The 19,506-nt window shown below is 71.3% G+C and carries 18 protein-coding genes; 14 read left to right on the top strand and 4 right to left on the bottom strand.

Features of this window, described 5'->3' with window-relative positions:
• Positions 1–46: 46 nt before the first annotated feature.
• On the bottom strand, positions 47–2,170 hold the full coding sequence (glgX, locus tag ACZ4VW_RS23720; RefSeq protein ID WP_467965548.1) for a glycogen debranching protein GlgX: 2,124 nt from the start codon (positions 2,168–2,170) through the stop codon (positions 47–49).
• A gap of 135 nt (positions 2,171–2,305) precedes the next feature.
• Between glgX and ACZ4VW_RS23715 the strand changes: the two genes are divergently transcribed.
• The 4 genes from ACZ4VW_RS23715 to ACZ4VW_RS23700 all read left to right on the top strand — a co-directional run bounded on the left by ACZ4VW_RS23715 (position 2,306) and on the right by ACZ4VW_RS23700 (position 6,617).
• Complete coding sequence (locus ACZ4VW_RS23715; RefSeq protein WP_467965546.1) at positions 2,306–3,124, top strand: Tat pathway signal sequence domain protein; 819 nt, start codon at positions 2,306–2,308, stop codon at positions 3,122–3,124.
• 33 nt (positions 3,125–3,157) lie between these two features.
• A complete protein-coding gene (locus tag ACZ4VW_RS23710) occupies positions 3,158–4,459 on the top strand; it encodes a copper amine oxidase (RefSeq protein ID WP_467965544.1) in 1,302 nt (433 codons plus the stop codon).
• 109 nt (positions 4,460–4,568) lie between these two features.
• On the top strand, positions 4,569–5,819 hold the full coding sequence (locus ACZ4VW_RS23705) for an SAV2148 family HEPN domain-containing protein (RefSeq protein ID WP_467965542.1): 1,251 nt from the start codon (positions 4,569–4,571) through the stop codon (positions 5,817–5,819).
• Positions 5,820–5,894: 75 nt separating this feature from the next.
• Positions 5,895–6,617, top strand: coding sequence for an exonuclease domain-containing protein (locus ACZ4VW_RS23700; protein ID WP_467965540.1), 723 nt, complete (start codon positions 5,895–5,897; stop codon positions 6,615–6,617).
• 81 nt (positions 6,618–6,698) lie between these two features.
• Here the strand turns inward: ACZ4VW_RS23700 and ACZ4VW_RS23695 are convergent, their stop codons facing one another.
• Positions 6,699–7,553: a phosphotransferase enzyme family protein gene (locus ACZ4VW_RS23695; protein ID WP_467965741.1), complete on the bottom strand. Its 855-nt coding sequence runs from the start codon at positions 7,551–7,553 to the stop codon at positions 6,699–6,701.
• A gap of 156 nt (positions 7,554–7,709) precedes the next feature.
• Between ACZ4VW_RS23695 and ACZ4VW_RS23690 the strand changes: the two genes are divergently transcribed.
• The 8 genes from ACZ4VW_RS23690 (at position 7,710) to ACZ4VW_RS23655 (ending at position 16,386) form a co-directional block, all read left to right on the top strand.
• A complete protein-coding gene (locus ACZ4VW_RS23690) occupies positions 7,710–8,645 on the top strand; it encodes a carbohydrate ABC transporter permease (protein ID WP_467965538.1) in 936 nt (311 codons plus the stop codon).
• Entirely contained in the window at positions 8,642–9,484 is an 843-nt protein-coding gene (locus ACZ4VW_RS23685) for a carbohydrate ABC transporter permease (protein ID WP_467965536.1), read from the top strand. The genes ACZ4VW_RS23690 and ACZ4VW_RS23685 overlap by 4 nt, the downstream gene beginning before the upstream one ends.
• Complete coding sequence (locus ACZ4VW_RS23680; RefSeq protein WP_467965534.1) at positions 9,484–10,794, top strand: ABC transporter substrate-binding protein; 1,311 nt, start codon at positions 9,484–9,486, stop codon at positions 10,792–10,794. The genes ACZ4VW_RS23685 and ACZ4VW_RS23680 overlap by 1 nt, the downstream gene beginning before the upstream one ends.
• A 70-nt stretch (positions 10,795–10,864) precedes the next feature.
• Positions 10,865–12,064, top strand: coding sequence for a macrolide-inactivating glycosyltransferase (mgt, locus tag ACZ4VW_RS23675; RefSeq protein ID WP_467965532.1), 1,200 nt, complete (start codon positions 10,865–10,867; stop codon positions 12,062–12,064).
• A gap of 224 nt (positions 12,065–12,288) precedes the next feature.
• Positions 12,289–13,491, top strand: coding sequence for a S8 family peptidase (locus tag ACZ4VW_RS23670; RefSeq protein WP_467965530.1), 1,203 nt, complete (start codon positions 12,289–12,291; stop codon positions 13,489–13,491).
• Between the two features lie 71 nt (positions 13,492–13,562).
• Complete coding sequence (locus ACZ4VW_RS23665) at positions 13,563–14,132, top strand: DUF1697 domain-containing protein (protein WP_467965528.1); 570 nt, start codon at positions 13,563–13,565, stop codon at positions 14,130–14,132.
• 154 nt (positions 14,133–14,286) lie between these two features.
• Entirely contained in the window at positions 14,287–15,762 is a 1,476-nt protein-coding gene (locus ACZ4VW_RS23660) for a DUF6882 domain-containing protein (RefSeq protein WP_467965526.1), read from the top strand.
• Positions 15,763–15,837: 75 nt separating this feature from the next.
• The gene (locus ACZ4VW_RS23655) at positions 15,838–16,386 is read left to right on the top strand and encodes a GNAT family N-acetyltransferase (RefSeq protein WP_467965524.1); all 549 of its coding nucleotides are present in this window, start codon (positions 15,838–15,840) and stop codon (positions 16,384–16,386) included.
• On the opposite strand, the gene ACZ4VW_RS23650 is transcribed toward ACZ4VW_RS23655, so the two are convergent.
• Entirely contained in the window at positions 16,383–17,252 is an 870-nt protein-coding gene (locus ACZ4VW_RS23650; RefSeq protein ID WP_467965522.1) for an aldo/keto reductase, read from the bottom strand. The genes ACZ4VW_RS23655 and ACZ4VW_RS23650 overlap by 4 nt on opposite strands.
• Before the next feature lie 104 nt (positions 17,253–17,356).
• Between ACZ4VW_RS23650 and ACZ4VW_RS23645 the strand changes: the two genes are divergently transcribed.
• Together ACZ4VW_RS23645 and ACZ4VW_RS23640 are read left to right on the top strand one after the other, a co-directional pair.
• The gene (locus ACZ4VW_RS23645; protein ID WP_467965519.1) at positions 17,357–17,980 is read left to right on the top strand and encodes a mycothiol-dependent nitroreductase Rv2466c family protein; all 624 of its coding nucleotides are present in this window, start codon (positions 17,357–17,359) and stop codon (positions 17,978–17,980) included.
• Positions 17,981–18,128: 148 nt separating this feature from the next.
• Positions 18,129–18,713, top strand: a complete 585-nt coding sequence (locus tag ACZ4VW_RS23640) for a TIGR03086 family metal-binding protein (RefSeq protein WP_467965518.1) — start codon at positions 18,129–18,131, stop codon at positions 18,711–18,713.
• Here the strand turns inward: ACZ4VW_RS23640 and ACZ4VW_RS23635 are convergent.
• A complete protein-coding gene (locus tag ACZ4VW_RS23635; protein ID WP_467965516.1) occupies positions 18,710–19,504 on the bottom strand; it encodes a sirohydrochlorin chelatase in 795 nt (264 codons plus the stop codon). The genes ACZ4VW_RS23640 and ACZ4VW_RS23635 overlap by 4 nt on opposite strands.
• Positions 19,505–19,506 lie beyond the last annotated feature (2 nt).

Genomic DNA, 19,506 nt, shown 5'->3' with positions numbered 1-19,506 from the left:
GGGGCCGGGGGCGGGGCACCGCCCAGCGGGCCCCGCCCCCGCCCCTCTATGCCGGGCGGCGGAGGACCGTCAGGCTCAGGGGGGCCAGCATCACCCGTTCGCCCGCCGCCACCTTCGGGCCCTCCTGCGGAGGGATCCCCTCCGGATGGGAGGTGTCCACCACCACCCGCCAGGACTCGCCGTGGTTGATCGGCACCTCGAACTCCAGCTCCTGCGACGACGCGTTGAACATCAGCAGGAAGGAGTCGTCGGCGATCCGTTCCCCCTGCGGCCCCGGCTCCGAGATCGCGTTGCCGTTCAGGAAGACCGACAGCGCCTGCGCGTGCGCCGCCTGCCAGTCCCGCGCCGTCATCTCCTCCCCCTCAGGGGTGAACCAGGCGATGTCCGTGAGCTCGTCGTGCGTGCCCTCCACTGGCCGCCCGTGGAAGAAGCGCCGCCGCCGGAAGACCGGATGGTCCCGCCGCAGCCGCACCATCGCCCGGGTGAACTCGAGCAGCGAGCCGTCCGCGTCGCTGCCCGGTTCCGGCCAGCGCACCCACGACACCTCGTTGTCCTGGCAGTACGCGTTGTTGTTGCCGCCCTGCGTCCGCCCGAACTCGTCACCGTGGCTCAGCATCGGCACGCCCTGCGACAGCATCAGCGTGGCGAGGAAGTTCCGCATCTGCCGCTTGCGCAGTTCGATGATGCCGATGTCGTCCGTGTCGCCCTCGGCGCCGCAGTTCCACGACCGGTTGTGGCTCTCACCGTCCCGGTTGCCCTCACCGTTCGCCTCGTTGTGCTTCTGGTCGTACGAGACGAGGTCGCGCAGCGTGAACCCGTCGTGGCAGGTGACGAAGTTGACCGAGGCGAGCGGCCGCCGACCGTCGTCCTGGTACAGGTCGGACGAGCCGGTCAGCCGGGAGGCGAACTCCGCGAGCGTCCGGGGCTCGCCCCGCCACAGGTCCCGGACACAGTCCCGGTACTTGCCGTTCCACTCGGTCCACAGCGGCGGGAAGTTGCCCACCTGGTAGCCGCCCTCGCCCACGTCCCAGGGCTCGGCGATCAGCTTCACCTGGCTGACCACCGGGTCCTGCTGCACCAGGTCGAAGAACGACGACAGCCGGTCCACCTCGTGGAACTGACGGGCGAGGGTCGCCGCCAGGTCGAAGCGGAAGCCGTCGACGTGCATTTCCGTCACCCAGTACCGCAGACTGTCCATGATCATCTGCAGCACGTGCGGGGACCGCATGAGCAGCGAGTTCCCGGTGCCCGTGGTGTCGAAGTAGTGCTGGGGCGCGTCGTCCACGAGACGGTAGTACGAGGGGTTGTCCAGGCCCCGGAACGAGAGCGTCGGCCCCAGGTGGTTGCCCTCCGCCGTGTGGTTGTAGACCACGTCGAGGATGACCTCGATCCCGGCCTGGTGCAGCGCCTTGACCGCCGACTTGAACTCCAGGACCTGCTGGCCCCGGTCGCCCCAGGAGGCGTAGGCGTTGTGCGGGGCGAAGAACCCGATGGTGTTGTAGCCCCAGTAGTTCGCCAGACCCGCGTCCACCAGCCGGTGGTCGTTGACGAACTGGTGGACCGGCATCAGTTCCAGCGCCGTGACGCCCAGTTCCTTGAGGTGCCCGATCACCGACGGGTGGGCGAGACCCGCGTACGTGCCGCGCAGTTCCTCGGGAAGCTCCGGATGGAGCATCGTCAGGCCCTTCACGTGGGCCTCGTAGATCACCGTGCGGTGGTAGTCGGTCCGCGGACGCCGGTCGTCGCCCCAGTCGAAATACGGATTGACCACGACCGAGGTCATGGTGTGGGGCGCCGAGTCGAGGTCGTTGCGGGAGTCCGGCCGTCCGAAGTGGTAGCCGTACACCGCCTCGCCCCAGTCGATGGAGCCCGAGACCGCCCGGGCGTACGGGTCCAGGAGCAGCTTCGCCGCGTTGCAGCGCTGCCCGTGCTCCGGCGCGTACGGACCGTGGACCCGGAAGCCGTAGCGCTGGCCGGGCATCACGCCCGGCAGATAGGCGTGGCGGACGAAGGCGTCCGTCTCGCGCAGCTCGACGGCCGTCTCCGACCCGTCGTCATGGATCAGACACAGCTCGATTCTGTCGGCGGTCTCCGAGAAGACCGCGAAGTTCGTTCCGGCGCCGTCGTAGGTGGCGCCCAGGGGATACGCCTGTCCCGGCCAGACCTGCATAGATACGACTCTTCCATTCTGATCCGGGTGTTGGAGTGCACTTCGGCCAGATCCTGCCCGAAAACCGGGCAACCTCCTAGGACTTCGGCCCGTCCTACCGGGTGACCAGTGCACAAGGGGGATCAGGGGGGAAGTGTGTACGAAATAGTGCGCCGCCATCTGGGGAAGGTGGTGGCGGGTGCGGCCATGGCGGTGACGGGGACCGCCGTCATGGTCGGGATCACCCTGCCGGGGGCCGCGGGGGCGGACGACGCCTCCCGGAGCCGTACCGCCGCGTCCGTACCGCCGCCGTCGGCGGCGGACGCGTCCGACGGTACCGCTCCGGAGCCCGCGACCGTGGTCGCCGCACCGCCGGAGGGGGCCAGGGGGGTGGGCACCGACCCGCTCACCGACGACGAGCTGAAGCGGGCCGAGGCCCTGGCGCTGACCCCGCCGGCCGCCTCGGCGCAGCGCGACGTCGACGGGGGCCGCGGGCCCCAGCACCTCGCCACCGAACTGGCCGATCCGCTTCCGGAAGAGATCGACAAGCCGGGCGCGCCGCGCCGCGCCGAGGTGCGCTTCTACGACTACGAGTCCGACGCTCTGCTCACCCGGACCGTCAACCTCGTGACCGGGAAGGTGGAGCACGCGGGCGAGCAGCGCGGGGTCCAGCCCTCTCCGCACCCCGAGGAGCTGCGCGAGGCCCTGGAGCTGATCCTCGCGAGCCCGCTCGGCAAGGGGGTCCAGGAGGACTACAAGGACGCCACCGGCAAGGCGCTGACCTCGACGGACCAGCTCTGGTTCAACGGCGACGTCTACCGCACCTACCGCGAGGCGAAGGTGCCCGCGCGACTCGCGGCCTGCGGGGAGCACCGGTGCGTCCGCCTCGTCACCAAGATCCTCAACGGCTCGTGGATCGACACCCGGAACCTGATCGTCGACCTGAGCGCAAGGACCGTCACGCGCGTCGGCTGACCACCGACCCGCCCACGAGGGAGTTCGCATCTCATGCCCGACCCGTTCCTTCCGCGCGCCCGCAAGCAGGGCGCCGTCCTCGCCGCCGCGGCCCTGCTCGGCACCGCCACCGCGGCCGCCGGCCCGGTGGGCTCCGCCACGGCGGCACCCGCACCGGCCCGGCCCGACTGCTCCGCCGCGTACCGGGTCGAACAGACCCTCGACGGCGGCACCACGTGGCGCATGTGCTGGCGCTACGACACCGACTCCGGGCTCGTCCTGGACAAGGTGACCTACCAGCCCAAGAGCGCGAGCGCCCCGATCCGCGTCCTGAACAGCGCCAAGCTCGCGCAGATCCACGTCCCCTACGACGACGGCAACGCCGAGTACGACGATCTGACCGGCGCCGGCTTCGGCTGGGGGCTGCAGAACCTGAAGCCGGCCGAATGCCCCGGCGGCACCATCACCACCGTCAAGGTGCCGGAGCTGGGCAACGTCAAGGGCCTGTGCACCACGACCCGGGCGCGCGGCCACGCGTACCGGATGGCCAACGACGAGGGCACCAAGGTCTGGCAGGCCCAGGGCAAGGACCTGCTCGTCTACACCGTCAACAAGGTGGCCTGGTACGAGTACATCACCGAGTGGCGGTTCTCCTCCGACGGCACGATCGCCGCCAACGTCGGCGCCACCGGCAGCCTCGCGCCGGGCGACTACAACGCGACCGACGGCCGTGGCTGGCCCATCGGCCCCGGCGCCCGCTCCTACGCCACCAGTCACGCGCACAACGTCTTCTGGCGGCTCGACTTCGGTCTCGACGGCAGCGTCAGGGACCGGATCGAGCAGTACGACTCCAAGGTCACCGCCCCCGCGGCCGGCGGTGGCGGCCCGACGGTGAAGACGACCCGCACCCCGATGACGAAGGAGTTCGCCGGGGACGCGAAGAACATGCGCTGGTGGCGGGTGGTCAGCGCCACCGGCAAGAACAAGGACGGCCACGCCCGTTCGTACGAGATCGTGCCCGGCCCCTCCAACACCCACGCGGGGCGCGGCTTCACGAAGCACGACGTCTACGTCACCCAGACGCGGGCCTGTGAGCAGTTCGCCAGCAACAACATCCTGGACTGTGGCCGGAACGCGCCGGACAGCGTGGACAAGTGGGTCAACGGCGAGACGCTGACCGACCCCGCCGTCTGGGTCAACATCGGGTTCCACCACATCGCCCGGGACGAGGACCAGCAGCCGATGCCGGTGCACTGGCAGGGCTTCCAGCTCGCGCCCAGGGACGTGACCGCTATGAATCCGCTCACTCCGGCCGATCTGGCCGACCAGAACGGCGCTCCGAATCAGGGGAGTTGAGCAAGGAGCCTGCCGATCCTGCTGCACCGCCTCCCGCTCGCGGAGTACCCTTCCTTGATCGTTGACAGACGGTCGGATCGGGCGTCCAGGAGCAGAAGGCGGTGCGCGGGTGAGCTCGGGAGGTCTGGAGCTGCCCCCAGGTGACGCGGGTCACGAGGGGGGCGCCGCCGACCCCGTGGAAGTCCCGCCCGGCGCGGTCTCCGTCGCCAGGCCGATGGAGATCGGGGCGGAGCTCGACTGGGGCGCCGAAGCGTGGAGCGAGGTGCGCACCCGTGCCCAGCGGGCTGGCAGGGCCTACATCTGGCTGAATCTCGTCGAGCAGCGGCTGCGCGCCGTGGTGGCCGCCGTGCTGAAGCCGGTCTACGAGCCGGTGCACGGCGAGGACTGGGTGGTGGCCGCGGCCGGCCCGGCCGGACAGGAGTGGGTGCAGCGCGCGGTCGCCGTCCGCGAGGTGTCCCGGCGCAAGGGCTACCTCCTCGACCCGGCCGACGACAACGTGCTCAGCTTCCTCACCCTCCCGCAGCTGCGGGAGCTGATGGTGCAGCACTGGCCCTGCTTCGAGCCGTACTTCGACGACCGGCGGGAGGTCGAGCTCGCCCTGGACGAGCTGGAGGTGACGCGCAACGTCGTCTCCCGCAACAGGGCCCTCTCGCTCACCGTGCTCGCCCAGTCCGAGCGGGCCTCCGCCCGGCTCCTGGAGATCCTGGGCAGCGGGGCGGGGGTGCCGTCCGCCGACCGGCTGCCGGTCGACGCGGTCGAGGACCTGGTCGGCGACCGGTACGCGGACGTGGTCTCCGTCCACCCGGACCGGGTGCGGCTGCAGCGGCAGCTGCCGGCCGAGGACCTCTTCGGCGGGGCCCGGCGCCTCGACGCCACCGGGATAGGTCTGAATCTGCTGGTGCAGAACTTCTCGGGGCGGCGGCTCGTGCGCCTGGCCGAGTCGGGCTGCCGGATACGCCTGCTGTTCCTGAACCCGGCGAGCAGCGCCGTCAAGCGGCGCGAGCGCGAACTCGGCCTGAAGAAGGGCGAGCTGAGCCGCTCGGTGGAGATGAACATCCTCCACATGCGGCGGGTGCGCTCCCGGCTGCGCGATCCGGGTGCCTTCCAGATCCACGTCTTCGACGAGACGCCGCGCTTCACCGCCTACCTCGTGGACGGGGACGGGCCGGACGGTGTCGGGGTCGTCCAGTCGTATCTGCGCAAGGCGCGGGGGATGGAGGCGCCGGTGCTCGTCCTGCGCGGGGGCGGCCGGAACGTGGTGCGTTCCGGTCAGCAGGGACACGAGGGTGAATACGGACTTTTCGCCACGTACCGGGAGGAGTTCGAGTCGGTCTGGCTCGACTCCCGGCCGGTCTCCTGAGGTCTCCCGGTCCGTTGTCAGTGGCTCGTGCGAGGGTGTTCAGCACCACGGGGGAGATCACGTAAGGAGGTCCCGATGGCTTGGCACGGGGAAGAGCTGGTCGGATTCGACCTGGAGACGACCGGCACCGAACCGCTGGAGGCGCGGATCGTGACCGCCTCGATCGTCGGTGTCCACGGCGGACGCGTCGCGCGGCAGCGGGACTGGCTCGCCGACCCCGGGATCCGGATCCCGGCGCAGGCGTCGGCGATCCACGGCATCAGCAGCGAGCGGGCCGCCGCCGAGGGACGGCCGGTGCGCGAGGTCGCCGACGAGATCGCCGGGACCCTGGCCGGATGCTGGGCGAGGGGCGTGCCGGTCGTGGCGTACAACGCCTCCTTCGACCTGACGCTGCTCTCCGCCGAACTGCGGCGCCACGGACTGCCCTCGCTCAGCGAGCGGCTGGGGGGCGCGCCCATAGGCCCGGTCGTCGACCCGTACACCATCGACCGGGCCGTCGACCGCTACCGCCGCGGGAAGCGGACCCTGGAGGCGGTCTGCGCGGAGTACGGCGTGGTCCTGGAGGCGGCCCATCAGGCGGCGGCCGACGCGCTGGCCGCCGTGCGGGTGGCGGTCGCGATAGCCGACCGGCACGCGTCGGTGGCCGCGCTGACCCCGGCCGAGCTGCATGAGCGTCAGATCGGCTGGTACCGCGTCTGGGCGGAGGACTTCCAGGACTTCCTGCGCCGCAAGGGCAGTCCGGAGGCGGTCGTCGACCCCACGTGGCCCCTGCGGGAGCCGGCCGCGGTGGCCGGCTGACCCGACGGGCGCCCGGTCCTCCACACGCATCACGAGATCCCGGTCCAGCGGTGGGATGGAGAGGCCCGCCCCGACACGGTGTCAGAAGGGGTACCAGCGCACCTCGGGATCGCCCTCCCGCAGCGATGCCACCCGCCGTTCGAATTCGGCCAGCGCCTGCGGGTTCGCCGGCGCGTGCTGGGCCACCCACGCGCAGCTCGCCGTCTCCCGGGCCCCGCGCAGCACGGCGCACCCGCCCCACTCCCGTACGTCCCAGCCGTACGCCTCGGTGAACGCGTCGTACGCCGCCGGGTCCAGGCCGTACCGGTCCCGGGCGAGGGCGAGCACCACCAGGTCGTGCTCCCGCAGATCGGAGGAGAAGGTCTCCAGGTCGACCAGGACCGGCCCCTCGGGTCCGACATGGACGTTACGGGGCAGCGCGTCACCATGGATCGGCCCCGGCGGCAGGTGCGGGGTGAGCGCGGCCGCGGCCGGGGCGAAGGAGTCGCGCCGCTCCCGCAGGAAGGCGGCGTCGGCCGGGTCGATCGCGTCGCCGGCGAGACGCAGCCACCGCTCGACCCCGCCGAGCAGGTCACGGCGCGGGAGCGTGAAGCCCGCCGGCTCGGCCAGAGCGTGCACCCGCCGGAGCAGCGGGGCGAGATCCCGCGGCTCGGCGGGGCGGACGGCGGGGAGCCGGTGCCAGAGGGTGACCGGGTGGCCCTCGGCCAGGAGTGGCTTCGGTTCCGCCGCCCGCACGGCGGGGACACCGCTCTCCGCCAGCCAGTCGGCGAGCGCGAGCTCCCGTTCGGCGCGCGGCAGCAGCTCGGCGTCGCGGCCGACCTTCACCACCAGCTCACCGAGCGCGAAGACCGCGTTCTCGCCCAGCGCGAGAAGCGTCGCGTCCGCCGCCGGCAGCCCCACGGCGGCCAGGACCTCCCGCGCCCGCGCCTCGTCCAGCGCCTCGTTCATCCGAATCTCCGTGTCTCACCGGTGCCTGTGCGAATCAGCCAAAGTCTCGCATCGACGCAGGTTGCCTTGACGAACCGACGACCCGTCAGGACCATGACGAAGGCCGGTGCAGCGCGGCAAAAGGGCTCATAAGGGGTCGAATCTGTGAGTGTGGCGACCGCAACGAAGCGGTCCGGCGGACCAAGCACCGCCGGCGGGAGACCTGTCCCCGGGCGGGACCACAGCGCCTGGTTCCTGGTGCTGCCCGCGCTGATCCCGATCCTGATCCTCAGCGTCGGCCCGCTGCTCTACGGCATCGCGCTCGCCTTCACCGACGCCCAGTCCGGCCGCACGCAACCCACCCAGTGGGTCGGCACGCTCAACTTTCAGGACCTCCTCCACGACTCGCTCTTCTGGGACTCTTTCCGGATCGGCCTGCTCTGGGCCGTCGGCGTCACCGTCCCGCAGTTCCTGCTCGCCCTCGGCCTCGCACTGCTGCTCGACCAGAATCTGCGCTTCCGCTGGCTGGCCCGGGCGCTCGCGATCATCCCCTGGGCCATGCCCGAGGTCGTCGTGGGCATCATGTGGCGGCTCGTCTACAACCCCGACGCGGGCATCCTGAACGAGACGATCCGCGATCTCGGCCTCGGCGACGGCCGCGACTGGCTCACCGGCCTCGCCACCGCCCTGCCGGCCGTGATCCTCGTCGGCGTCTGGGCCGGGATGCCGCAGACCACGGTCGCCCTGCTCGCCGGGCTGCAGAACACCCCGAACGAACTCCACGAGGCCGCCGCCCTCGACGGCGCGGGCGCCTGGCGCCGCTTCCGCACCGTCACCTGGCCCGCCCTCAAACCGGTCGCGCTCGCCATCACCGCGCTCAACTTCATCTGGAACTTCAACTCCTTCGCGCTGGTCTACGTCCTGACCAACGGCGGACCCGGCGGCCGCACCCGGCTCCCCATGCTCTTCGCCTACGAAGAGGCTTTCCGCTACGGGCAGTTCGGCTACGCCGCCGCGATGGGGTGTGTCATGGTCGCCGTCATCTCCGTGCTCCTCGCCCTCTACCTCGTCGGACGGCTGAAGGGGGACCAGGACCGGTGAGCACCCTCCGTACCAGCGGGCCGGCGCGGTTCGGCCAGTACCTCGCGCTCCTCGCGTATCTGGTGTTCCTGGCCTTCCCGTTCCTCTGGCTGGTCTCCACCGCCTTCAAGCCGGCGACCGAACTGGGCTCGCTCCACCCGACCTGGATCCCGAAGGACCCGACCCTCGCCAACTTCCGGCAGGCGTTCGACGAACAGCCGCTGCTGCAGGCAGCCGGCAACAGCCTGATCGCCGCCCTCGCGGCGGCTCTGATCGCGGTCGTCATCGCCACGCCCATGGCCTATGTGATGGCCCGCCACCGCGGCCGGCTCTCCACGGCCGCCACCGGTTGGGTGGTGATCAGCCAGGCATTCCCCTTCGTGCTGGTGATCATCCCGCTCTTCCTCGTCCTGAAGAACCTGCACCTGATCAACAGCCTGTCCGGTCTGGTCATGGTGTACGTCGTCTGGTCGCTGCCGTTCGCGCTGTGGATGCTGGTGGGGTACGTACGGGCCGTGCCGGCCGAGTTGGAGGAGGCCGCGGCCGTCGACGGCGCCGGGAAGCTCCGTACGCTCGTCTCGGTCACCGCCCCGCTGCTCGCCCCCGGCATCGTCGCCACCGCGCTCTTCGCCTTCATCACCGCATGGAACGAGTTCTTCTTCGCGCTCGTCCTGCTCAAGACCCCGGAGAAGCAGACCTTGCCGGTCGTCCTCACCCACTTCCTCGGCGCGGAGGGCGTCGCCGATCTCGGACCGCTCGCCGCGGCCGCGTTCCTCGCCACGATCCCCTCGCTGGTCGTCTTCGCGATCATCCAGAGGCGCATCACGGGCGGAATGACGGCAGGGGCGGTGAAGTCCTGATGCGCGTACGGATGTCCCGGGTACGGGCCTTCACGGCGTCCGCCGCCGCCCTCGCGCTGCTCCTCACCGGATGCGCCGCGGGGGACGACCCCGACGGCGGACCGATCCGCCTCCGCTTCCAGTCGCTGGCGTGGCAGAAGGAGTCCGTCGACGCCAACAAGCAACTGGTGGAGGAGTGGAACGCCGCCCACCCCGACATCCAGGTCGAGTACGTCCAGGGCAGCTGGGACTCCGTCCACGACCAGCTCCTCACCTCCTTCGAGGGCGGTGAGGCGCCCGACATCATCCACGACGCCTCCGACGACCTGGCCGACTTCGCCTACGGCGGCTACCTCGCCGATCTGACGGATCTCCTGCCGGCCCGACTGAAGTCCGACATCCCGGCGCGGAGTTGGGAGACGACGACCTTCGGGGACGGGATCTTCGGCGTTCCCTTCCTCCAGGAACCGCGCGTGATCATGGCGAACAAGCGGATCCTGGAATCCTCGGGCGTCCGGATGCCCACCCCGGAGAACCCCTGGACCTGGGGGGAGTTCCGGCGGATCACCAAGGATCTGACGGCGTCCATGGGCAAGGGCCGGTACGCGGTCGCCTGGCCGCTCAAGGAACCGGTCTCGGTCAGCCTCAACCTGGGGCTCTCGGCGGGCGGGCGGCTCTTCCACCGGGAGCCCGACGGAAGGGTGACCCTCCGCTTCACCGGGGAGGACGGGGTCGTCCCCGGAACGATCCACGACCAGGTGAACACCGACCTCAGCGCCTCCCGCTCCACCCTGGGCACCGGCGGCTCCGACGCCCTGCCCGGCTTCTTCGGCGGCAAGTACGCGATGGTGCCGCTCGGCTTCTCCTATCGGCAGCAGATCACCCAGCAGGCGCCACAGGGCTTCGAGTGGATCGTGCTGCCCGCGCCCGCGGGGAAGGACGGGCTCGCGCAGGGGGTCAGCCCGCAGACGCTCTCGATCGCCGAGGAGAGTCCGTACAAGAAGGAGGCGGCGCGGTTCCTCGACTTCTTCCTGCGGCCGGAGAGCATGGTCCGTCTGGCGCGCGGCGACTGGATGCTGCCGACCGGCACCACGGCGCTCGCGGACCCGTCCCTGCACACCGCGAAGGACGGCTGGGCGACCGGAGCGGCGGTGGCCGAACACCTGCGCTCGGCGCCGGCCCAGTCGGTTCGCGGCTATCCGGAATGGAAGGACAAGGTGGCCACTCCGGCGTACCAGGAGTACTACAGCGGGGCGATCGACGGCGAGGAGCTGCGGAAACGGCTGGTGGAGGACGGGAACCTGGTCCTCGCCCGGTATCAGCGGCGCTGAGCCGCGCGGGACCGGGCCTGCCCCGGCCTATTGGCTGGACGAGACGTCTCGTCTCGTTTACTGTGGGCGCATGACCGCCACCTCGCGACGACGCGCCCATATCGCCATGTTCTCCATCGCCGCCCACGGCCATGTGAACCCCAGCCTCGAAGTGATCCGGGAGCTCGTCGCCCGGGGACACCGCGTCAGTTACGCGATTCCCGCCTCCTTCGCCGAGAAGGTCGCCGCGACCGGCGCCACCCCCGTCGTCTACGCATCCGGCCTTCCCACCGACGACGACCCGGACGCCTGGGGCACCGAGCTGATCGACAACCTCGAACCCTTCCTCCGCGACGCCGTACAGGTCCTGCCGCAGCTCGCCGAGGCATTCGAAGCCGACCGGCCCGACCTCGTCCTCCACGACATCACCGCCTACCCCGCTCCGGTCCTCGCACACCGGTGGAACGTCCCCGCCGTGGCACTCTGGCCGAATCTCGTTCCCTGGGAGGGATACGAGGTAGAGGTCGCCGAGCCCATGCTGGCCGAACTCAAGGCGTCCCAGCGGGGGAAGGCGTACTACGCCCGCTTCGAGAACTGGCTCGCCGAGAACGGTGTGGACACCCACCCCGACCGGCTCGTCGCCCGCCCCCGCCGGGCGATCGTGCTCATCCCCGAAGCGCTCCAGCCGCACGCCGACCGGGTCGACGCGTCCGTCTTCACCTTCGTCGGCTCGTGTCAGGGCGAGCGGGCGGACCAGGGGGAGTGGCGGCGGCCGACGGGCGCGGAGAAGGTGCTCCTGGTCTCCCTGGGCTCCGCCTTCACCAAACAGCCAGACTTCTACAAGGCGTGCGTCGCGGCCTTCGGGGACCTCCCGGGCTGGCACGTCGTGCTCCAGATCGGCGCGTTCGTCGACCCGTCGGAGCTCGGCCGGATCCCGTCCAACGTGGAAGTGCGCTCCTGGGTGCCTCAGTTGGCGATCCTCCGGCAGGCCGATGCCTTCATCACCCATGCCGGTGCCGGCGGCAGCCAGGAGGGGCTCGCCACCGGCACGCCGATGGTCGCGGTCCCGCAGGCCGTCGACCAGTTCGGCAACGCGGACATGCTCCAGTCCCTGGGCGTGGCCCGGCACCTGCCGATGGAGGAGGCGACGGCCGAGAACCTGCGGGAAGCCGTGCTCGCGCTCGTCGGCGACCCCGACGTCGCCGTGCGCGCCAAGGAGATCCAGGACCGCATGGCGAACGAGGGCGGGGCGCGCCGGGCGGCGGACCTGATCGAGGCCGAACTGCCGTAGCGGCAGGCGCAGTCGAGGCCCCCGGCGCCGCCGGGGGCCTTGCCCGTGCGCCGAGTTGGGAAGAGATGACCGATTTATTATTACGAAACCTTGTTGAATAAATCACAGGTGTATGAAGGTCTTGATTTGCACTCGTCAATGAGCAAGGGTTTCGAGGCAGCTACCGGAGAGTTTCCTTCCAGTGGCTCATCCCCCCACAAATCCTGACGAGGAGACCCCTCTTCATGGCAATACACAAGCGTGTCCGCCGGACCAAGCTCATCGCCGTCTCGACCGCTATCGCGGCCGCGGCCGGAGTGACCGTCCTCAGCAGCCCGTTCGCCGGCGCGGCCCCCACGCCCGCCCTCGGAACGGTTCACGGACTCGGCGCGGAAGGCGCCGTCGCGGGAAGCTACGTCGTCCTGCTGGACGAGAAGGCCGACAAGGGCGAGCTGGCGAAGGAGTACGGCGGCACCCTGCGCCGCAGCTACGACTCCGCCGTCAACGGCTTCTCGGTCAACGGCCTCACGGAGACCGAGGCCAAGCGCCTCGCCGCCGACCCGGCCGTCGCCAAGGTCGTCCAGAACAAGAAGTTCTCCATCAACGCCACCCAGGCCGACCCGCCTTCCTGGGGTCTGGACCGGGTCGACCAGGCCGAGACCGCCGGGGACAAGAAGTACACCTACCCCGACAAGGCGGGCGAGGGCGTCACCGCGTACGTCATCGACACCGGAGTCCGCGTCAGCCACAAGGACTTCGGCGGCCGCGCCGTCGACGGCTTCGACGCCATCGACAACGACAACACGGCCCAGGACGGCAACGGCCATGGCACCCATGTCGCCGGCACCATCGCCGGCGAGGCCCACGGCGTCGCCAAGAAGGCCAAGATCGTCGCCGTCCGCGTCCTCGACGACAACGGCTCCGGCACCACCGAGCAGGTCGTCGCCGGCATCGACTGGGTCACCAAGAACCACCAGGGCCCGTCCGTCGCCAACATGAGCCTCGGAGGAGGCGCCGACCCCGCCCTCGACGAGGCCGTCCAGAAGGCCATCGCCGCCGGCGTCACCTTCGGCGTCGCCGCGGGCAACGAGTCCTCCGACGCGGGCCAGGGCTCCCCGTCCCGCGTCCCGGAAGCGATCACCGTCGCCTCCTCCACCGAGGACGACCAGCAGTCCAGCTTCTCCAACTTCGGTGCCGTGGTGGACCTCTACGCCCCGGGCTCGGAGATCACCTCGGCCTGGAACGACAGCGACACCGGCACCAAGACCATCTCCGGCACGTCCATGGCGACCCCGCACGTCGTCGGCGCCGCCGCCGTGTACCTCGCGGCACACCCCGACGCCACCCCGGACCAGATCGCCCAGGCCCTGGTGACCGGAGCGACCGCCGACAAGATCTCCAACCCCTCCTCGGGAACCGCGAACAAGCTGCTCAAGATCGTCGAGTAGCTCCGCCCCGCTGACCGGCGGCCGCCGTGCCCTCCCCCACGGGGCACGGCGGCCGCTCTATCGTGGGTGCCATGACGACGACGTACGCCGCCCTGCTGCGCGGAATCAACGTGGGCGGACACCGCAAAGTGCCGATGGCGGAGCTCCGTTCCGTCCTTGAGGACCTCGGTCTGAGGAACGTACGGACCCATCTCCAGAGCGGCAACGCCGTCTTCACCAGTGACGCGGCCGAGCCGGCCGAGCAGGACCTCACCGCCGCCGTCGAGAACGCCATCGAGAAGCGCTTCGGCTTCCGTGTCGACTGCCTCGTCCGCGAGGCGCAGTACCTCGCCGCCGTCGTCGACGCCTGCCCCTTCCCCGCGGCCGATCTCGAGGGCAAGCAGCTCCACGTCATGTACTTCTCCGAGCAGGTCGGCCCGGAGCGATTCGCGGCCCTCGACCAAGCCGCCTTCCTCCCCGAGGAGTTCCGCCTCGGCGACCGCGCGCTCTACCTCTACGCCCCCGAGGGCCTGGGCAGGTCCAAGCTCGCCGAGACACTCTCCCGGCCCGCCTTCTTCAAGGGGATCGTGGCCACCACGCGCAACTGGAACACGGTCGTCAAGCTGGCGGAGATGACCGGGGACTCTCCGGACACGGCCTAGAGCCCCCTCGCGTGCGGGGCAGGGTGCCGGGCCGGAACCGCGGGACGCCGGACGGGAGTCATCAGGGCGTACGCACGCCGGCCGCGTGATCACGGACCGGCTCCGACCCCGGGCCGTCTCGACCACCGGCCGCCCCGATCACCGGAAAGCCTTCATGACAGCCTCCTTCAGCGACCAGCTCCTCGCCCTCGCCCGGCCCCACCTCGCCTGGGTCTGCGAACAGCTCGACCTCTTCGACCGCCTGGTGCCCGCCGGGGTGGTGTCCTTCGACCGGGACCAGCCCTCCGTCACCCGCTCGGGCATCACGCTGCGCGCCCACGTCATCGGGACCTACGCCCTGGACGGCACCTGGATGTGGGCGTGGTCCCACGAGTCGTACCGGGACAGCGTCATCGCGGAACGTTCCCGGGAGCTGCGTGAGCTGGGCGAGCGTGCCGGCGTCCCGGAGCTGACCGACCCCATGCCGGATCTCAGCCACTTTCCCGACCCGCGCCTGGCCGCCGACCACCTGCTGCTGATGTGCATGGGGCTTCTCGACGCCCGGGGCGGGGTGATCTGCGCCGTGAACGAACGCAGCCGGGTGTTCATGGCCGTCGACGACCCCGCCGTGCCGCGGGCCGAGCCGCGAGCCGACCGGCTCACCCGGGCCCTGCGCAACGGCGTCGCGCTGCTTCCCGGCCCCGCGCTGACGCCGGTGCGGGGCTGGTTCGACCGGCACGGCATCGATCCGGTGTACGGGCCCGGCCGGGTGGAGGGGGTGCTCGACGGAGGGGACCGCGTCATGGTGACCCTGACGGGCGAGGACGTCACCGGCGTCGAGATCACCGGCCCCGACGGGAGCGCGCCGGGCTGCGGCACGGCCGGTGAACAGCGGCTGGAGGGCGCGCGCCTGTCTCCGGACGCGCCGCACCGCACCTTCCCGCGGCCACTACTGGCCGTGGCGGCCCGGGAGATGGCCTTCTCGATCCTGCGGACGCGGGCGATGGTCCGGTACGCGGACGACCACCTCGCCTTCGCCGGCCGCGCACCGCTGTGGGACGAGCCGGCCGCGGAGCTGCGCTTCCCTGGTGGGGGCCTGAAGGCGCGCCGCCTCGGTTCCTTCGACGCGGAGGAAGGCTGGTTCCGGTGGGCGCCGGGCACGGAGGACATCCGGGACCGGTTCCGCGAGGCGGCGGGGCTCGATCCCGCGGACCCCGAGGACCTGCCCGAGCTGTCCGGCGAGCGCGTCGACCTGACCGCGTACGGGCCGCGGGAGGCCGTCGCGGTGACCCTGGCCCGTACCGCGGCGAACACGGCGGGCCACACCTTCACCTCGCTCGGGAACCACTTCTTCGCCGTCACCGACGAACGCCTCACCGGCGCGGGCGAGATCGACCTGCACGCGGCGGTGCAGGACATCCGCAACGCCGCGAGCTGGCTCCACGGCCTCGTGGAGCAGGGGACCCGGGACGAGACCATGCGGTCGCTGGCCCGGTCGTACTTCGAACGGCTCGGGCTGCAGGTCTGGCACTACGGGCAACCGGACTTCATCAGCGGCGTGCTCGGCCTGTACGAGGTGCGGGTGTACTTCGCTCCGGACGGCACCCTCACCCAGGTCGTGCCCGGCATGGTGATGGGGGCGCCCTTGTGAGGGCATGGCTCGCGCACGAGCCGGAGCGGATCACTCGGATGATCCTCCGTTCGAGAGGGGTCCTAGCATGGGGCCATGTCTCTCGCGCCGACACGGGTCGAACTGTGCCCGCTCACCCACGCCGACCAGGATGAGTTCTGCTCGCTCGTGCGGGCCAGCGCCGAGCTCCATTCGCCCTGGATGCGGCTGCCCGTGACCGCGGAGGAGTTCCAGGACTGGATGAGCCGCTTCGACGACGGCACCAGCCGGGGCTTTCTGATCCGCGTGCGGAAGACCGGTGCGGCCGCCGGCATGGTCAACATCAACTCGATCATCCGGGGCCGCTACCAGGGCGCGTCCCTCGGCTATGCCGCCTTCGCGCCGTCCGCGGGGCAGGGGTACATGACCGAAGGACTCACCCTCGCCCTGCGGCACGCCTTCGACGACCTGCGGCTCCACCGGCTGGAGGCGAACATCCAGCCCGGGAACAAGGCGTCTCTGGCCGTGGTCCAGCGCCTTGGCTTTCGCTTCGAAGGTCTGTCGCCCGCCTACCTCTACATCGACGGTGCCTGGCGCGACCACGAACGGTGGGCCATCACCGCACCCCCGTCCTGGGCGCCCGATCCTTCCCTCCCCGACGTCTAGCCGACTGTCGGCGGACCGTCGGCGAGTGCGTCCAGCACGGCGAGGTCCGTCGCGTCCAGGCGGAGGGCGGCGGCGGCCAGGTTCTCCTCCAGGTGGGCGAGTGAACCGGTGCCCGGCGTCGGGAGCAGTACGGGGGAGTGGTGCAGCAGCCAGGCCAGGGCGATCTGGCCCCGGCTCGCACCGAGCCGCCCCGCCACCGTGGTCAGTGCCGAGGCCGCCTCGCCGGTCAGGGCGCCGTCGGCCAGCGGGAACCACGGCAGGAACCCCAGGCCGTGCGCCTCGCAGACCCGCAGCACCGCCGCCGACCCACGGTCCAGGAGGTTGAAACGGTTCTGCACCGAGACGATCGAGGACGTCAGCGTCAGCGCCCGCGTCAGCTCCTCCGCCGTCACCGAGTCCAGGCCGATGTGCCGGATCTTGCCCTCGGCGCGCAGCTCGTCCAGCGCGCCGAGCTGCTCCGCCATCGGGACCTCGGGGTCGAGCCGGTGCAGCTGGTAGAGGTCGATCCGGTCCGTCCGCAGCCGCCGCAGGCTCCCCTCGCACATCGCGCGCAGTCGCTCGGGCCGGCCCTCGATGTGCCAGGCGCTCTCGCTCGTGCGCACGACGCCGCCCTTGGTCGCGACCACCAGCCCGTCCCGGTAGGGGTGCAGCGCCTCCGCGACCAGGTCCTCGGCGATACCGGGGCCGTAGTTGTCGGCGGTGTCGATCAGCGTGACGCCCCGCTCCACCGCCCGCCGCAGGACGGACACCGCGTCCGCCCGCTCGCCGCGCGGGCCCCAGTACCCGGGTCCGGTCAGTTGGGCCGTGCCGTAACCGAGCCGCCGTACGGGAAGATCACCGCCGAGCGGATACGTCTCCGAGATCATGGACGGGACGCTACAACAAGCCCCGACACCGCTCGGAAATGGCCCAGTTGACGGAGTCGCGAATGGACCGCCACCCGCGGCCGACGGCTGGCTACGCTCCTGCCATGACCACCGAGACGCAGCCCAGGACCGTCGTCGACTTCTACTTCGATCCCGCCTGCCCCTTCGCCTGGATCACCTCCCGCTGGATGCTGGAGGTCGAACGCCACCGCGACATCGAGCTGCGCTTCCGGGTGATGAGCCTCTTCTTCCACAACGTCGGCAACGAGCTGCCCGACTGGTACCGAGAACTCGTCGACAAGTCGATCGGACCGGTGCGCGTGGCGGCCGCGGCCGCCGAGAAGTTCGGCGACGCGGTTCTGCGCGACCTGTACACCGCCTACGGCACTCGCATCCACCAGGACGGGAACAAGGACTTCGACGCCGTGATCGCCGAGTCCCTGGCCGAGCTGGGCCTCCCGGCCGAACTCGCCGGGGCCGCGCACGACGACACGTACGACGAGGTGGTCCGCCGGAGCCACGACGCGGGCAAGGACCCCGAGGCGGACGGCTACGTCGGCACCCCGACGCTCCACGTCGACGGCACGGTCTGGTTCGGGCCCGTCCTGCGGGCCATTCCGCGCGGGCCCGAGGCGGCCGAGCTCTTCGACAGCTTCCGGGTGCTCGCCGGCCACTCCGACCTCTTCGAGATCAAGCGGACCCGGACGGGCGGACTCGACTTCCGCTGAACCCCGCCGAGCCGACGCCCGACCAGCCGACGCCCCGACCAGCCGATCCCCGCCCGGCCGAACGCCCCAAAGCCTCCGAGTCCCGAGTGCGCGTCCCTGTCGCCTTTCTTCAAGACCGGCCGTACCCACGCTTCGTAGCCTCGGCGCCATGAACGCCATCCACACCCACCTCACCGTTTCCGCCGCCGAGGCCGTCCGCGTCGCCCGGGGCGTCACCGCCGACCAGCTCGCCGGTGCGTCCGTGTGCGCCGACTGGACCGTCCGCGAGCTCGTCAACCACCTCGTCCTCTACTCCTCCCACGGCCTCGAGCACCGCGCCCTGCGCACGCAGCTTCCCGAGGAGACGGTCCAGCGCGACTTCACGGCCGACACCGACTGGGCGGAGCGGTACGCGGCCCAGCTCGACCGGGCGCTCGCGGCCTGGGAGAAGCCGGACGTCTGGGAGGGCGAGGTGGACCTGGGCTTCGCCACCATGCCCGCGCCGGCGGTCGCCTCGATGCTCCTGGAGGAACTCGCCCTGCACGGCTGGGACCTGGCCCGCTCCACCGGCCAGGAGTTCGCCCTCCCGGACGCGACCGCCCAGTTCCTGCTCACGGTGGTCGAGGAGTCCGCGGAGATGTACCGCGAGTACGACGGCTTCGCCGACCCGGTCGACGTGCCGGAGGGCGCCTGCGACCTCGAACGCGCCCTCGCCGTCAGCGGCCGCGCCCCGGCCGGACCGGCCGGTCTCTAACCGGCCACCGCCACCCGCTGCTCGACGCGCGCCGCGTCGTCGTACCGCTCGACGAGCAGCCGGGCCAGCTCCGGCGACGGGCCGAGGACGCCCGCGAGAACATCGGCGCCGCCCTCCGCCGCGCCCGCCGCGATGCGGTCCGGCAGCCGGCCGGGGGCGATGACGTACGGGGCGACCGCCACCCGGCGGACCCCGTCGGCGCGCAGGGCGCGGACCGCGTCCTCGGTCCGGGGAAGAGATGCGGAGGCGAACGCAGGCCGCACGGAGCACCAACCGGTGCGCCGCAGCTCCCGCGCCGTTTCTGCGATCGCTGCGATCGCCTCCGGGTCGGTGGAGCCCGCCGAGGCCAGGACGACCCCGGTCGCGCTCTTGTCGCCGGGCCTGAGCCCGGCCTCGTACAGCCGTCGCTCCACCGCGGCCACGAGCAGCGGCGACGGGCCGAGCACCTCCGCCTGGCGGACGCTCAGGGACGGCGGGGCCTGCCGGAGCACGGCCGGGATGTCGGCCTTGGCGTGGAAGGCGCGGGTCAGCAGCAGCGGCAGTGCCACCACCTCCCGCACCCCCTCGGCCGCGAGCCGGTCCAGGACACCCGGCACGGACGGCAGGTTGAAGTCCAGGAACGCCGTCTCCACACGCAGCCCCGGCCGCAGCGCCCGGGCCCGGCGCACCAGCGCGTGCACGGTCGCGGCGTGCCGCGGATCGCGGCTGCCGTGGGCGACGACCAGAAGAACCGGCGCGAAGCGATTCCCTGGAAGGGCGGTGGTGGGCGACGGCAGGGAAGGAGCGTTCATGG

The organism is Streptomyces sp. NPDC029139 (assembly GCF_055564335.1).
The sequence above is the reverse complement of the archived record's forward strand: the minus strand, read 5'-3'. Positions and strand labels throughout refer to the sequence as shown.